This window comes from Frankia sp. CoWAU3, assembly GCF_977971855.1.
Genome location: NZ_CDWWXB010000067.1, coordinates 1 through 15,754, shown reverse-complemented (window position 1 = coordinate 15,754; position 15,754 = coordinate 1). Strand labels below are relative to the sequence as shown.

The 15,754-nt window shown below is 69.1% G+C and carries 13 protein-coding genes and 1 pseudogene; 2 read left to right on the top strand and 12 right to left on the bottom strand.

Annotated features, from left to right (window positions below; translation table 11 throughout):
* Nucleotides 1–6 precede the first annotated feature (6 nt).
* The 11 genes from AC08ON_RS08595 to AC08ON_RS08545 form a co-directional block, all read right to left on the bottom strand.
* Nucleotides 7–1,140 (bottom strand): lysophospholipid acyltransferase family protein, encoded by a 1,134-nt coding sequence (locus tag AC08ON_RS08595; RefSeq protein ID WP_476616750.1) that lies wholly within the window; start codon nucleotides 1,138–1,140, stop codon nucleotides 7–9.
* A gap of 56 nt (nucleotides 1,141–1,196) precedes the next feature.
* Nucleotides 1,197–2,237, bottom strand: a complete 1,041-nt coding sequence (locus AC08ON_RS08590) for an NAD-dependent epimerase/dehydratase family protein (protein WP_476606878.1) — start codon at nucleotides 2,235–2,237, stop codon at nucleotides 1,197–1,199.
* A gap of 335 nt (nucleotides 2,238–2,572) precedes the next feature.
* The gene (locus AC08ON_RS08585; RefSeq protein ID WP_476606879.1) at nucleotides 2,573–3,442 is read right to left on the bottom strand and encodes an SAM hydrolase/SAM-dependent halogenase family protein; all 870 of its coding nucleotides are present in this window, start codon (nucleotides 3,440–3,442) and stop codon (nucleotides 2,573–2,575) included.
* 268 nt (nucleotides 3,443–3,710) lie between these two features.
* Nucleotides 3,711–3,809 (bottom strand): 30S ribosomal protein bS22, encoded by a 99-nt coding sequence (locus AC08ON_RS08580; RefSeq protein WP_003948845.1) that lies wholly within the window; start codon nucleotides 3,807–3,809, stop codon nucleotides 3,711–3,713.
* A gap of 96 nt (nucleotides 3,810–3,905) precedes the next feature.
* Complete coding sequence (gene proC / locus AC08ON_RS08575) at nucleotides 3,906–4,703, bottom strand: pyrroline-5-carboxylate reductase (RefSeq protein ID WP_476606880.1); 798 nt, start codon at nucleotides 4,701–4,703, stop codon at nucleotides 3,906–3,908.
* Between the two features lie 100 nt (nucleotides 4,704–4,803).
* Nucleotides 4,804–6,939, bottom strand: a complete 2,136-nt coding sequence (locus AC08ON_RS08570; protein WP_476606881.1) for an acyltransferase family protein — start codon at nucleotides 6,937–6,939, stop codon at nucleotides 4,804–4,806.
* Between the two features lie 398 nt (nucleotides 6,940–7,337).
* On the bottom strand, nucleotides 7,338–8,135 hold the full coding sequence (locus AC08ON_RS08565) for a class I SAM-dependent methyltransferase (RefSeq protein WP_476606882.1): 798 nt from the start codon (nucleotides 8,133–8,135) through the stop codon (nucleotides 7,338–7,340).
* A gap of 98 nt (nucleotides 8,136–8,233) precedes the next feature.
* On the bottom strand, nucleotides 8,234–9,163 hold the full coding sequence (locus AC08ON_RS08560) for a sugar phosphate isomerase/epimerase family protein (protein WP_476606890.1): 930 nt from the start codon (nucleotides 9,161–9,163) through the stop codon (nucleotides 8,234–8,236).
* 279 nt (nucleotides 9,164–9,442) lie between these two features.
* Nucleotides 9,443–10,492 (bottom strand): Ppx/GppA phosphatase family protein, encoded by a 1,050-nt coding sequence (locus AC08ON_RS08555; RefSeq protein WP_476606883.1) that lies wholly within the window; start codon nucleotides 10,490–10,492, stop codon nucleotides 9,443–9,445.
* 47 nt (nucleotides 10,493–10,539) lie between these two features.
* Nucleotides 10,540–11,220 (bottom strand): response regulator transcription factor, encoded by a 681-nt coding sequence (locus AC08ON_RS08550; RefSeq protein WP_011434934.1) that lies wholly within the window; start codon nucleotides 11,218–11,220, stop codon nucleotides 10,540–10,542.
* A 117-nt stretch (nucleotides 11,221–11,337) separates the two neighbouring features.
* Nucleotides 11,338–12,615 (bottom strand): sensor histidine kinase, encoded by a 1,278-nt coding sequence (locus tag AC08ON_RS08545; protein ID WP_476606884.1) that lies wholly within the window; start codon nucleotides 12,613–12,615, stop codon nucleotides 11,338–11,340.
* Nucleotides 12,616–12,944: 329 nt separating this feature from the next.
* On the opposite strand from AC08ON_RS08545, the gene phoU reads away from it, so the two are divergent.
* A complete protein-coding gene (phoU, locus tag AC08ON_RS08540) occupies nucleotides 12,945–13,592 on the top strand; it encodes a phosphate signaling complex protein PhoU (RefSeq protein WP_476606885.1) in 648 nt (215 codons plus the stop codon).
* A 195-nt stretch (nucleotides 13,593–13,787) separates the two neighbouring features.
* On the opposite strand, the gene AC08ON_RS08535 is transcribed toward phoU, so the two are convergent.
* A complete protein-coding gene (locus tag AC08ON_RS08535; RefSeq protein ID WP_023839828.1) occupies nucleotides 13,788–14,525 on the bottom strand; it encodes a phosphoglyceromutase in 738 nt (245 codons plus the stop codon).
* A 542-nt stretch (nucleotides 14,526–15,067) separates the two neighbouring features.
* On the opposite strand from AC08ON_RS08535, the pseudogene AC08ON_RS08530 reads away from it, so the two are divergent.
* A pseudogene (locus AC08ON_RS08530) lies at nucleotides 15,068–15,754 on the top strand (CAF17-like 4Fe-4S cluster assembly/insertion protein YgfZ); the annotation flags it as partial.

The window sequence follows — 15,754 nt, the reverse complement described above, 5'->3', positions numbered from 1 at the left end:
CTCCCGCTAGAAGAACACCGAGCGGCGCTGCATCAGCAGGCTGTACAGCGTATGCTGGATGGTCTCCCGGATGCGATCGGTAAGCTCGAACACCAGCATCGGGTCGTCCGCCGCCTCAGCGGTGTACGTCTTCGTCGGGACCGACTCCCCAAACTCGATGATCCATTTGGACGGAAGCGGGATGAGCCCCAGCAGACCGAGCCACGGGAAGGTCGGCGTAACCGGCAGGTAGGGCAGCCCGAACAGGCGAGCGAGCGACTTCGCGTTACCAATCATAGGATAGATTTCTTCGGCTCCGACGATCGTGCACGGAATGATCGGCGCACCCGTCCGCAACGCGGCCGAGACGAATCCACCGCGCCCGAACCGCTGCAACTTGTACCGCTCGCTGAACGGCTTGCCGACGCCCTTGAAGCCCTCCGGCCAGACCCCGACAAGGTGCCCGGTGTTCAGCAGGTGTTCCGCGTCAGCCTGACACGCCAGAGTGTTGCCGATCTTACGAGCCAGCGGGGCCAGGAACGGCACCGCGAACACCAGGTCGGCGGCGAGCATGCGCAGGTGGCGATGGGCCGGATGATGATCGAGGATGGCCACGGCCATCATCAGCGCGTCCATTGGCAGGGTGCCCGAGTGATTGGCCACCACCAGAGCGCCACCCGTGTCCGGGATGTTCTCCAGCCCCCGGGTCTCGACCCGGAAGTAGTCCCGGTAGATCGGCCGCAGCAGCGGAGCGACGACGTGTTCGGTGAGGTCCGGGTCAAACCCGTGCTCGTCGACGACGTAGTCGCCGGTGATGCGCCGCCGCAGGAAGGCCAGCGCTCCCGCGAGGGCCGTCTCCAGATCACCGGGTTCGGCCGTCGACGGTGGCGCGCCGTCGGGCCCGGCAGCGCCGTCGGGCCCGGCAGCGGCGGTGGGATCCGTCGCCGGGTCGGACGGCCCACCCGCCGCCGACCGGCTTTCGGTCAGCGTCGCCTCGGCACCGTTGAGCGAGGAGCGAGGGGACGCGGCGGCTGGACCGGGGGAAACCTCGTCGGGGGAAATCCCGTCGAGAAAAGCCGGGTCATGCGAAGCCGAATCGGCTGCGGCGGATTTCCAAGGCATGATCTGCGCTTCACCCCGGGATTCGTCACCTTTTATCACGTGTTCCGCCTCCCCCCTATCCGATCCCGCACCCGGCGGGCCGCAACCGCCCTCCATCACCCTGTTCCCACCAGCCGGCATCGGGCCAGCGAATCGAGCATCCTGTGCTCAGCTCGGGAGATCAGATCGTGGTCGATGGTGAACCGGAGCCCGCGCTGGCGGACGAAACTGTCGAAGGTCTCCATCGTCGAGTACCGGGGCCGGTAACCGAAGATCTCCTTCAGCCGGGTCGTGTCCACGGCCCGGCCGTGCGCGAGGAAGTCAAGCTGCTCAGCGGAGAAGTCGACGAGCCGCAGCCGCCGGGCGATCCCGCCCAACACCCCGATCGCGGGGAACGGCACCGGCGTGGACGGCCGACCCGCTCGGCGGATCGCCTGCGAAAGCAGGAGCACACCGTCCCCGGCCACGTTGAACGTCCCCGGGTGGGCGCGGCGGGTCGCGCGCATCAGCACGGCCAACGCGTCATCGGAGTGCAGCAGCTGGATGCGGGGGTCGAAGCCGAGGACCGTGGGAACCAGCGGAAGGTCCAGATAGCGCGCGAGCGGGCTGTCGATCTGCGGACCGAGGATGTTGGTGAACCGCAGCACGGTTACCGCGATGTCGGGACGTCGCCGGCTGAATCCACGCACGTAACCCTCGACCTCGACGGCGTCCTTGGCATAGCCACCGGCGGGCAGGGCGCGCGGCTCAGTGTCCTCTGTAAACAGCGCGGGGTCGCGAGCGGACGACCCGTAGATCGACGTCGTGGACTTCACGACCAGCTTGGTGACACTGGGCGCCTTCTGGCACGCGGCCAGCAGCTGCATCGTGCCGATGACGTTGATTTCCTTCATCGCGGCCCGTCCACCCGCACCGAGCGGCGTGGCGATCACGTTCAGGTGCAGCACCGTATCGATCTCCGTGGTGGAGATCACCTTTGCGATCAACGGATGCCGGATGTCCGCGCGCACGAACTGGGTCCGCCCGAGGTCGCTGGTGGGAGCAGTGGTATCGACCCCGACGACGGCCTCGACCCCCGGGTCAGCCGCGAGCGCCATCGCCACCTGCGCCCCCAACGGCCGCGCTACACCGGTCACCAACACACGGCGTGGTCTCATGGCAGTCTCCCGCAACGCCCGCATGGTCCAGCCCGGCACCCGGACCGGATGGCCGGGCGACCGGGCGACCGGGCAGCCCGAACCAGGCCGACCGGAGCGCGCCACCGTTCCCCGGGACCGGGGGCCGCGATGTCCGGCCGAGAAAGGTTCACGCGGTCCGATCGTGGGCTCATCGTACGCCCGTCCCTCGACCGCTCATTGCACAGCGTAAGGCCAGCCGCGCACATCGAATACGGAAAGTAGGGGAAAAACAACCCGTCCGAGCCGGACGAGGATCGACGCCGGCCAGGCCCGGTGCCGCTGCCGACGTTGCCGGCCCAGCGGTGATGCCGGCATCACCGCTGGGCCGGCAACGGAAAATCCAGGATGGAGCGTCCCGGTGACGGACTCCTCGGCAGCTGCGCCACGACGACCGCGTCCTGGCGCCGCAGCCGCAGCAGGTCGGCCGCTCGCCCACAGTTTACTGCGATCATCACCCGACGCAACGCATCCTCACACAAGGTGACTCCACCGCGGGGCACATCGCCGTAGGTATGCGTGAACGTGAGCCGCATGACGCGGTTGCCGGCACGGACCTCGACCAGATCTCCCAACAGAATGCCGGCGGCCTCCAGCTCGGCCCGGGTCATGTTGAGCGAGAGGTTGCCGAAGTGGTCAACGGACACGACCTCGCCGTGCACATGGTCGTCGTCGACGCTGCACGCACGCGGCTGGAAACGCGTGAGCGCGTCGGGGTCGAGCCGGGGGCCGACGTCGGTGAGGGCGAGTCCGGCAGCAAGCCGGGCCGCGACCGGCGCATAGACGTCCCGTCCCCGGAACACCGCGGTGGGCAGCGGTAGCCACAGCTCCCGGTTGGAGATCTCGTGCACCGCGGCGACGCCACCGAGCGCATCCCAGGCCAGCGACGCCACGCCGTTGTCCGGGCAGACGAAGGTCGAGCCGTCCGTGCTCCGGATCGCCGCGCCGCGGGTGTAACCGTCGGCATCGAGCCGCTCCACGACGACGAGATGAACCCCCACCGGAAGATAACCGATCGCGCCGACCAGGGTGACGGCCGCATGCCCGACGTCCTGCGGCGCGATGGCGTGGCAGACGTCGAGGACGCGCGCCGACGGGGCGTGCCGCGCGATAACCCCGTGACACACCCCTACAGAGGCATCGTCGACGCCGTAGTCGGACAGGAAATTGATCCACGATCCCGTCATGCCGTCTCCCTGGCTGCGGGCCGGCCACGCTGCCACCCGAGGGAAACAGCCTGCCACACGGTGACAGTTACAGCACGCAAAGCCACATGATACGAGACGGCATGGCGGTACGAACTCGCGACGTGCGGGGTGGACACCGGACGCCGCGGATCGGCCGACTATCTCCAGGTACGACCGGACTCCCGGGTACGCCCCACCCCCCGGTGGGCGACCCGCGTCCTAGTGCGCTACCTACTTCCGATCAGCGGCCTGACTTCCTGGCAGCGGCCTACTTCTTGTTGCGGCGCTGAACGCGCGTCCGCTTCAGCAACTTGCGGTGCTTCTTCTTGGCCATCCGCTTACGACGCTTCTTGATGACAGAACCCACGTACCCGACCGATCTATGTTGAGGAAGTTACCGGGCGAGCCTACCCGCCACGGCGGGCAACCATCGGAGCCCGGGTGCTCCGGTACCCGGGCGCCCTCAACTACGGCCGAGTTCCCGCGACCGATTGCTCGCCGCCTCCAGGGCGTCCATGAGCGCCGCGCGCACACCGCGACGGTCCAGCTCCCGCAGCGCCGCGATCGTGGTCCCGGCCGGAGAGGTGACGGCCTCCCGCAACAGCACCGGATGCTCACCGCTCTCGCGCAGCATCCGCGCCGAGCCCAGGGCGGTCTGGGTCATGAGTTCCGCAGCCAGGGTGCGGGGCAGCCCGAGGAGCACACCCGCCTCGATCATCGCATCGACAAGATAGAAGAAGTACGCCGGTCCGCTGCCGGACAGGGCCGTCACCGCGTCGAGCTGGGACTCTGCCACCCGCGTCACCCGGCCGACCGGCGTCAGCAGGGCTTCTGCCGTGGCGAGGTGCTTCTCCTCGGCGTAGCGGCCCCCGCAGATCGCCGACATCGCCTCCCCGACGAGCAGCGGGGTGTTCGTCATCACCCGGACCACCGGGGAAAGCGAAGGTAGCCGCTCCTCGAGAAGATCAGTGGTGATGCCCGCCGCCAACGACACCACGAGCGTCCCGTTCGCGACCACCGACCCGATCTCGGTCAGCAGGGTCCCGACGTCCTGGGGCTTCACCGCGATGATCAGAACATCCGCCTTGGCTGCGGCCACCGTCGGCGCCTGCGCCTCGACGCCGTGACGCGCCACGATCTCACCAGCCCGGTCGGCATCACGTTCGGCCACGACGATGTCCTGAGCGGCATGCCCGGACCGCAGCAGCCCCGACAGCATCGCCCCGCCGAGCCGTCCCGCCCCCATGACCGCAACGATCATGACCATCCTTTCCTTCCACCCGCTTCTACCCCGGCCTGGAGGTTACGGCGCCCTCGGGCAGCCAGCGGAATGCGGATCCCGGCCCGCCGTCGTACGCGGGCTACCAGCCGTAGCCCGACTGGCGATCAACTCCGCGTCGCCCGTCGTACTCAAGCCGGCGTTCGTGGCCACCCCAGTGGCCGGGTTCGTGACCCGTCCAGGGCTCGTGACCCGTCCAGGGCTCGTGACCCGTCCAGGGCTCGTGACCCGTCCAGGGCTCGTGACGTTCGCCCTGCCGGCCGACGACGGATCGAGGATCGTAGATTATTTCGGCGGTGTATGCCCGGTCCGTGGCCGCCTGCCGCTGCGCCTCCTCGCCGCCGTTTTGCCGGCCTCGCACCGCCCACGACAGGTCGGCGGTCTCGGTGAGTCCGTACCCGTACCCCGGCCAAGGACGGACGTAGCCCTCGTCGATCCATTCATCACCCCATTCATCGGCATCGTCCGGGCCACCCGCCGGTTGATCGGACCCGACCTCGTACGACGACCAGCCACCTTCGCCCGACCAGCCACCCCGCGACCGGGCCCCGGGCGGATCGCCGGGCCAGTCGTGATCCAGCCGATCAGACCGACCGGTCGTGGCCGACGCGACGCGTGCCGACCGGTCTGGCTCGCCAGCCGGATACACCTCGTCAAGGGTGTACAGCCCGGCGGCCCGGCGGTCCCCGTCAGGCCGGTAACGCTGTCCGGATTCACCGGTCCGGTCCCAGGACCGGTGGTGCCGGTGGCCCTCGTACCGGTCACCCTCGTCGTACGGGTGATTCCGGCCGGCCCGCGGGACGGCCGGGTGCGAGAACCGTCCGCGGTCGGGCTCCCGGGTCGGTTCGGGAATGCGCGCCCAGGTGGCTGCGCCGGGTCCAGTGGCGTCTCCGGGAGCGGGCCGCGCCGCCGGGATCGCGCCCGGCTCGGGCCCACGGGGGGTGTCGGCCCACGGGGGTCGGGCACGCTGCGCAGGCTTCTCCACGAACCGGTTCGAGAAGTACGCGATGAACGTGCTGACCGCCGCCGCCACGACAACCGACGGCCACAGCCCGATCCGGGGCACCAGCTGCCCGTTCGCAACCGAGATCACCGGATAGTGCCAGAGGTAGATACTGAAGGTGATCTTACCGAGGAAGGCCATCCGTGGACTGCCGAGCAGGCGGACCCAGCCGGCGTCGCGGCGCAGGTCGGCGCCCAGGATGACCACGGCACCGAGCAGGGCGCTGGGCAGGTAGGCGGCATGGTCGAGCCAGTTGGCGTCATAACCGTCCTTGTTCGGCCCAAGGAAGGCGAAGAAGATCAATCCGATCCCCGCAACAAAGCCGAGATCGGCGATCCGACGGCCCGCCCGCCAACGCTCGACCGTCGCCGCCGTGACAGGGGTCATCGTGCCGATCTGCTGGGCGTGCCGGCGGCGGCGCGGCGCGGCCAAGTCCGGCTCCTCGGCGACGAGGGCGCGCAGGCGGATGTCACGCCAGACCGCCAGCAGACAGCCGATCAGCAGCGGTGCGACGTGCGTGTCCAGCGCGAGGTACACCCGCGAGTGCGGGGCGCCGCCGGCGGCCACGGTCCAGGTCCAGACCGCCGCGAAGGCAATCATGGCGAAAATGATCTTCAGCAGGTGCGCCCGGAACCGGTCCGAGCGGCTGACAATCAGGAACAGCCCCGGCCACAAGAGATAGAACTGCTCCTCCAGGGACAGGGACCACACGTGGGCCAACCATCGCCCACCGGCGGCAGGATGCAGGACCTTGTACCAGTTGTTGACGTTGAAAAAGGCGGAGAGCGCACTCCCGACGTAGTCGTCCCGGAAGGGGATGTCGTTCCATTTGAACGCCACCGTCACCGCGAGCCCGACGAGCAGGTACACCCACATCGCGGGCATCAGCCGGTAGGCCCGGCGCACCAGGAATCGACTCACCGAGATCGTCCCGGTCCGGCTGTGTTCGGTCAGCAGGAGCGTGGTGATAAGAAATCCACTCAGCACGAAGAAGACGTCGACGGCGACGTTGCTGGCCTGGATCGCACCCATGTAGCCGGCGAGGATGGTGTAGATACAGACGATCCGCAACCCGTCCAACGCCGGGTTGTACGCGAACTTCGCCGCGGCGGCAGCCGCGGCCAGCCTGGCCGGCGGCTCCCAGCCAGCCGGGGTGCCGTCGCGCGTTATCCTCGTTATCCTTGTCGCCTCAGTCTGCTGCGGGGCAAGCCGCATGATGACCGTCGCCTCCTCTATCGGGCGTCGGCAGTCCTGGCACCGACACCCGACACTCAGGGCGACCGTACGGTGCCGCGATGACCCGAGCGTGAGTCGCTCCCGAACCATGCCCCTGGTCGGACCAATGACCCGGACACGGGTACCCGTATCACCCCGCTACGCCAGCGAAGTCAGACATCACTGTGCGAATGACGCAAGACTAACGGATCGGAAAATTCGGGACAAGGCAGGTACCGGTGGCCACAAAACAACGCCACCCCAAAAGCGACGCTGTGCGCACGGTTCATTACGAAGTCACATCGGCCGAACCATGGCGTCACAGCGCGTCAGAGAAAGGGGAAGATCACCGGACGGGAGAGCCTCGGCAGAGGCGCCCACGCTGTCTCTCCCGCGCGCTACTCGGGAACCTGGGCAATCACCAGGAGCGTACGAAACGGCTCGACGACGACACCGTCAGGAAAGGCGCGCAGCATCGTGCGACGCTCCGCGTCAAGGAAATCGTCGAGCCAATCGCCGATGGCCGCGACGTAGGACTTCGACCGCTGCCACGTGAGGTAGTCATCGATGTTAATCCGGCGCCGCCACCGGCCGGTCAGGGTGACAACCTCGCTGAAGTGGCCGGTCCACCGCAACTCGTCGGCGAACGGTCGCACACGGTACCCGCGGTGATATCCGGGGTTCATCCGCTCAAGCCGTTCCTGCTGGCGCTGCCACCACCGGTACTCCTCGGCGTCGACGTCGTTCCACCACACGGCGAGGGCTCCGCCGGGCCGCAGCACGCGGGCGGCCTCGGCCGCAGCGGTCGGTACCTGTACCCAGTGCCATGCCTGGGCATAGCAGACCAGGTCGACGGCCTGCTCCCGGAAGGGCAACGCCTCCCCGTCCCCGCGCACCGCGGGCAGTCCGGGGCTGCGCTGACGCAACCGCGCCAGCATGGTCGGCCCGGGTTCCACCGGTACCACCCGCGCGCCCCGGCCGATCAGCAGACGCGTGGCGATGCCGGTCCCGGCACCGACGTCAAGCACGTCCGCGCCGCGCAGCGGCCGCCCGAGGAACCGCTCGACGTCACGGAAGATGTGGTCGGGATAGCTCGGCCTGGCCGCGGCGTAGGCATCCGCCAACGGGTCGAACAGCGAGCCGGTGGGAGTACGACCAGAAGGGACGGACACTCCGTCATGGTGGCACTCGACCATGGCGGCGAGCCATGGGAACGGTGTAAGCCCCGGAGGTGGGTCAGCCGGCGGTGGACCCCGGATGCGGATCAGCCGTAGGTGGATCAGCCGTAGGTGGATCAGCCGTAGGTGGAACGGAGTCCTGCGGCGGACGGTGCGGCGAAGTGCAGACGGGTGAACGCCAGCGCCTCGGCGAGCTCGGCCTCGCGCTGGGCACGCGACTCGGCCCGCCTGGTATTGATCTCGACCACCACGGTGCCGTCGAAACCGCCGGCGGCCAGCAGTTCAAGCAGCTCCGCACAGGGCTGCGTGCCACGACCGGGGACGAGATGTTCGTCCTTGGCCGAGCCCAGACCATCGGCCATGTGCACGTGGACCAGCCGCTCGCCGAGAAGCTCGGCCATCTCGAGCGGGTCCGAGCGGGACACACTCGTGTGCGACAGGTCGAGGGTGACATACGCGTAGTCGTCTTCGACCGGGGACCAGTCCGGGGCATAGGCGGAGACCTCCCGCCCCCGCGCCCGCAGCGGGAACATGTTCTCCACCGCGAAGCGGATGTCGGTCTCGCCGGCCATCCGCTCGATGCCCGTCACGAACTCGCGGGCATAGTCTCGCTGCCAGCGAAACGGCGGGTGGACGACGACCGTCGACGCGCCAAGCGTCTCGGCTACGGTACAGGCCCGCACCAGCTTCGCCCATGGATCCGTACCCCAGACCCGCTGGGTGAGCAGCAGGCACGGCGCATGAATGGCCAGAATCGGGATGCCGTGATAGTCCATCAGCCGCTTCAGCGCCTGCGGATCCTGGCTAACCGGATCGGTCCAGACCATGATCTCGACCCCGTCATACCCCAGCCGCGCCGCCATCTCGAAGGCCGAGGCGGTGGACTCGGGATAGGTCGAGGCCGTTGAGAGCGCCACGCGGGCACCCGGAGCGGTCGTGGCCAGCTCGGGCGCTCCGCGCGGGACAATGAGTGAGGAGCTACCGCCACCACCACCGGGCCCCGAACCGCCCGCGACCCCACCGGACGAGATCGGGGCGGGAGCCATCGCGGTCGGCGACACCGACCGCGCGTCGTCACGCCATGCCTGCAATCCGTCTCCCTGCCACGCGAGCCAGGGGTTGGCCGTCACGACCGACCTCTCTCCCAGGCTAGGCCATCTCCGCGGCCCCGCCCGCACAGACATCCGCGGGATGACGGTCGGAACCTTCATATCGCCCGTGACAACAGCCACATCGGGCAATTACGCGCATCAAGAACACTTTCTGCAAGGTTCATCTCACCCTCTGCCAGGTGAAGGGAGTTCATCGCTCCGGCGTCAGGATCGTCAGGATGAGGTGAGCCAGTCCAGTCGGCGCAGGATCACCCCTTCACGCAGGGCCCAGGGGCAAATCTCCACCTCGTCGATGGCGAACAGATCGAGAGCCTCGTCCGCGACGACCGCCCCCGCGACCAGCTGGGCCGCCCGGGAGGCGGAGACGCCCGGCAGCGCCGCGCGCTCCTCGACCGACATCCGGCACACCTTGGCCGTCACCTCCACGAGGTCGTCCCGGCGCAGCACCCTGCGGGTATAGGGACCGCGGCTGTAGGACTCCGCACCGGCGATCCGAGCCAGCGACCGGAAGGTCTTCGACGTCGCCACCGCCCTCGTGTGCTCCCCCAGGGGATAGATGGTGCCCACGATCGGCGCGATCTGGGACCGGACGTAACGGCGCAGCTCGCTGAGCTCGGACCGCTTGGGCGGGTCGCTCGGGGCCAGCCAGTCCCGGGTCAGCCGGCTCGCGCCAAGCGGCAGGGATGCGACCACTTCGGGGTCCTCGTGCATGCCGGCGCCGATCTCCAGGGAACCACCGCCGATGTCCAACGCCAGCAACCGGCCGGCGCTCCAGCCGAACCACCGGCGGACGGCGAGGAAGGTCAACCTGGCCTCCTCCTCCCCGGGCAGGACGCCGATGGAGACCCCGGTGGCCTCGCCCACCCGGCGCAGGACCGCCTCTCCGTTGGTGGCGTCCCGCAACGCCGACGTGGCGAAGGCCGCCAGATCGTGGACCCCGAGCGCGTCGGCCTGCTGGCGCATGTCCAGGACGCAGGAGGTCAGAGCGCGCTCTCCAGCGGCGTCCAGCGCCCCGTCCGCGTCGAGCAGTTCCACCAGCCGCAGCGGCACGCGCACGCTGGCGGCCGGCTGCGGCTGGCCGCCCCGGTGCGCGTCCACGACAAGCAGGTGGACGGTGTTCGAGCCGATGTCGATCACACCGAGACGCATTGGACCGGGATGTGGACCCGCCGGGAGCGGACTCACCGCGGCCGCCTGCCGTCCCGGGGCGACGGCGGCGTCGGGCTGCGCCACGATCTTCGGAAACCACGCACCCGGACGCATGCCACCGAGCACCTCTTCACCGTTCCCTCCGGCCGCGACCGCCGGGGTCACGGCTCGAACTTGTATCCCAGTCCCCGAACGGTCACCAGGTGCCGCGGGTTGCCGGGTTCGTGCTCAATCTTTGTCCGCAGTCGTTTGACGTGGACATCCAGGGTCTTGGTGTCGCCGACGTAGTCCGACCCCCAGACCCGGTCGATCAGTTGGCCCCGGGTCAGCACCCGGCCCGCGTTGCGCAGGAACATCTCCAACAGCTCGAACTCCTTGAGCGGCAGGGTGACCGTGGTCCCGTCGACGGTGACGACATGGCGCTCAACGTCCATCCGGACCGGGCCGGCCTCCAACGTCGCGTCCCCCACCTCCTCGTTCTCCGACCGCCGCCGCAGCACCGCGCGGATCCGCGCCACCAGCTCCCGGGCGGAGAACGGCTTCGTGACGTAGTCGTCCGCTCCGAGTTCCAGCCCGAGCACCTTGTCGATCTCGCTGTCCCGAGCGGTCAGCATGATGATCGGCACAGTGGAACGGGTTCGCAAGGTTCGGCACACTTCCGTGCCCGACAGCCCCGGCAGCATGAGGTCCAGCAGGACAAGATCAGCCCCCCGCCGATCGAACTCGGCCAGCGCGCTGGGGCCGTCGGCGACGACCCCCACCTCGAAGCCCTCCCGTTCCAACATGAACGACAACGCGTCGGAGAAGGACTCCTCGTCCTCGACCACGAGCAGCCGGGTCACCTGTTCGCTCCCCTTGTTACGTTGGACGGACCGGCCGACCCGGACCGCTTCCTGTTACCGTCGATGGGACGGGTGAACCCGCCGCGTCTACCGGTCATGACCGGTACCGTTCACCGTTCACGAACCGCCACCGAGTTCATCATCGCCATGATGTTCACCATCGCCATGATGTTCACTATCGCCCCGACCGCGGGCGTCGGCATCGGCCCCGACGACGTCGAAGCCATCCACCCCGTCATCCTCGCGGGTTTCGTCCGAGCCGTCCGTCATCGCATCGTCATCGTCGCCGGTGAACAGCGGCAACCGGAGTGTGAAGGTGGAACCCGCGCCCTCGGCGCTCCACACAGAGACCACGCCGCCGTGATTGGTCGCGATGTGCTTGACGATGGCGAGCCCCAGGCCGGTCCCACCGGTCGCGCGGGATCGCGCCGGATCCGCCCGATAGAAGCGTTCGAAGACCCGTTCCAGGTCCTTCTCCGCGATCCCGATGCCCTCGTCGGCGACGGAGATCTCCACGGTCTCACCGCTGCGCCGAACCCCGAGCACGACCCGGGTGCCACGCGGCGAGTAGCTGATCGCATTGTCGAGCAGGTTCGCGACGGCGGTCACGAGCTGGCCCTCATCCCCACACACCGGCAGGTCACCATCGCCGATCACCGCAACCGAGATCGCCTGGGCCTGCGCTGCCAGCCGGGTGCGGTCGACCGCCTCGGTGAGCACCGCGGACGCCCGCATCGGCCGCAGGTTGGGCAGCGGATCGGCGCCCTGCAGCCGGGAGAGATCGATGATCTCCTGAACCAGACGGGCGAGCCGGGTCGATTCGTGGGTCATCCGGGAGGCGAACCGGCGGACTGCCACCGGGTCCTCGCAGGCCGCGGCGACCGCTTCGGCGAGGACGTGCAACGCACCGACCGGCGTCTTGAGCTCGTGGCTGATGTTCGCCACGAAGTCCCGACGGACGGCCTCGACCCGACGCGACTCGGTAATGTCATCCACGATGACGGCGACATGACCGGACGAGTCCAGCAGCCGGGCCCGGGCACGCACCGCCAGCCCCTCCTGGTCCGGTCGAGGACGGGTGAGGGGGGGCTCGGGGACGGGCGGCAGCTCAAGCTGCCGCTCCTGGTCACTGCCCGCGAGTCGGGTGGCCCGGACGAGATCGGCCAGCTCCACCACCGCGATCTCGTCGGCGGCGACCACACCCATACGTCGCGCGACCATGTTCACCAGAACTACCCGGTCCGCGGCGTCGAGGACGAGCAGACCGGTCGGCAGGCCGGCGATCACCCGACGCACGAGCCTTGCCGGCAACGTCATGCCGCCGGTGTCCCCGCCGGACGCCGAACCAGTAGTCAGGTCAGTCGTCGAACCGGCTGTTCCAGGCACCGCTGTCATCGTCCACCATCGTCCGCTCACCCTGTACGGCCTGCCGACCTGCACGAGCCGCGGATGCGGTGTGTACCGGTTGTCATGGCATCCGCCGACCTGTCACCCACTCGCCGCATGCTAGGTGTCCGCATGCCACCTAGGTATTGCTCTGCAAGCCTCCACCGCCGATCGTCGCTAGCTGTTCATCAGACCCATCGTCAATGTTCACCAGAGAGCGAGAGGTCCGCATCATCGTCAGAACCGGAGCGACGCAAGTACCCAAAAGCACCATGATCGAATCAATCCCTCAGGATCTCTGACCCCTCGATCCCCCACCGAATGAGAAGGAGCCGTCCGTGCGGGACGCCTTCACCGACGAACTCGACAGCATCAACCGGTCCCTGATCGAGATGACCAACCTGGTCGCCTCGGCCATGGCCCGGGCCACCACCGCTCTCCTCGACGCCGATCTCCAACTCGCCGAGAACGTCATCAGCGGAGACGAGACGGTCGACCTGCTGCGCAACGAGATCGAGGAGCGGGCCTTCGACGTGATGGCCCGCCAGGCCCCGGTCGCCACCGATCTGAGGATGATGGTGGCCACGCTGCGGATCGTCGCCGACCTGGAGCGGATGGGCGACCTCGCCCTGCACGTGGCGAAGGTCGCCCGCCGGCGCTACCCGGGCCGGGCGGTCCCGCCGGAGCTCCGGGCGACCCTGCTGGAGATGGGGCAGGTCGCGCAGCGCATCGTCGCGAAGGCCGGATCGGTGATCGCTAGCCGGGACACCGACCTCGCCAAGCAGCTGGAGGCCGACGACGACGCGATGGACGGGCTGCACCGCGCCCTGTTCCACATACTGATCGAGAAGCCCTGGCCGCACGGGATGGAGGCGGCGATCGACATCACTCTCTGCGGCCGCTACTACGAGCGGTACGCCGACCATGCGGTCTCGGTCGCCCGCCGGGTGCTCTACCTGGTCACCGGGGATTCCAGCGGCACGTGAGGGCACCCGGGGAGATCCGCCCCCGGTCTCGCGCGGGCGTGGTCCCCACGCACGGCCCGACGGTTCCCCGCGTGCATCCCGCCGGCGCTACGGCGGCTGCCCGCGATGGCCCGCGATGGCCCGGGCCGGTCGGGACTATATGATTATAGTCCCGGCTATTTTTAGTCTCGACTATCTTCTTGATTGCTTTTCTGACTACTTCTTGGTGCCCTGCGCGGCGACGGCGGCCGCGGCGAGCGCCGCGGCGTCGGGGTCGAGGTACCCCGAGCTCACCACACCCAGCTGGTCGTCCAGCTCGTAGCGCAGCGGGATGCCGGTGGGGATGTTGAGCCCGGCGATGTCGGTGTCGCTGATGTGATCGAGATGCTTCACCAGGGCGCGCAGCGAGTTGCCATGCGCCGCCACCAGGACGGTACGGCCGGTCCGCAGGTCCGGCACAATCGCGTCGTACCAGTAGGGCAGCATCCGGGCAACGACGTCGGCGAGGCACTCGGTCCGCGGGATGACGTCGGGGGCAAGGTCGTCATAGCGCTCGTCCACCCCGCTGACCTGCTCCGGACCGATCTCCGGCGGCGGCGTGTCATAGGAGCGACGCCAGAGCTGGAACTGCTCCGCGCCGAACTTCTCCAGCGTCTCCGCCTTGTTCAGGCCCTGCAGGCCGCCGTAGTGCCGCTCGTTGAGCCGCCAGGTGCGGCGAACCGGAACCCAGGTGCGCCCGGCGGCATCCAGCGCCAGCCAGGCGGTACGGATCGCCCTGGTCAGCAGGGACGTGTGCACCACGTCCGGCAGGACGCCGGACTCCCGCAGCAGCTCACCCCCGCGAGTGGCCTCCTTGGCACCCTTCTCGGAAAGATCAACGTCCACCCAGCCGGTGAACAGGTTTTCGCGGTTCCAAATGCTCTCACCGTGGCGGAGCAGGACGAGCGTCGGCATACCCGAGATCCTGCCCGCTCGGCGGCCCACTCGGCCAGCATTGCCGGTTGTTGCCTGTGACTCCCCGGCTCGGGGCCGGTCGTGCCGGCGACCGGTTGTCACCCGGCGGCAGGACAGGAATCCGGCGGCAGGACAGGAATTCATCCGGAACTGAACGACCCCCGGGCGCTCCGCCGCCGCGCGAAGCGGAGGCGGGCCGTCGGGACTTGCGACGGCGCCCGGGGGTCGGGTGTCTGCCTGGTTCTCGCCGGTGCCGGTGCCCATGGGCCACCCGGCTAGAGGTGAGGACCACGAGACCGGCTAGCGGACAGCCACCTCACGAGTCCTATGAGCATACAAAGCCTGGACCACCTCCCTTCTCGTGTACCCGTGACGCTACGCGGACCCAGGGGCGCATCGCAACGGCTTTTCCGCGCGCGTTGATGGGACGCTCCCGACACCGGCCGGCCGGAACAGCCAGGCCACCCGCGCGGGCCCGGGGCCACAGCCGAACCGTGCGCGGACCCGGCCGAGGCACGCCACGGGGACCTAGACTGAGTCCCATGACCGCAGGGTCCCTTACGACGCCCGCCTCGCTCTCCCCGTTGCTCGGCCTGCCGGGTGCGGTGGCCGGCACTGCCGAAGACGACGCGGTCGCCGCCCACTACGGCGATCCGCTACGGGAACAGCGCGCGGTGCGCGGCGGCGCCGCCGTCGTCGACAGATCACATCGGGACGTGCTGCGCGTCTCCGGCCCCAACCGGCTCTCCTGGCTGCACAGCGTCACCTCTCAGCATCTTTCCGCGCTGGGCGCGCTGCGGGGCACCGAGGCGCTGGTGCTCTCCCCGCACGGCCACGTCGAACACCATCTCGTCCTCGCCGACGACGGCACGTCCACCTGGGTGGACGTCGAGCCCGGCACCGGCGGCATCCTGCTGCGCTACCTGGAGTCGATGCGCTTCATGCTCCGCGTGGAGCCGGCGGACCTCGGCGCGGTGACGGCGGTGCTCAGCGTGCTCGGGCCAAGGGCCGCGCAGGTCGCGGCCGCGGCACTGGGCGGGCCGGGTGACGGCGCGCCCGGCCCGGGCCTGCCCGAACCACAGGCCCCCGGCCCGGTCGGGGCGCCGATCACCGGTCCCTACCCGGTCGGCCGTACCGGGACGGGCACGCTGGTCCGGCGGATGCCCCACGGCGTCGACCTCCTCGTCGGCCGGGCCGACCTGACCGGCACCGTCGAGCGGCTGCGCGCC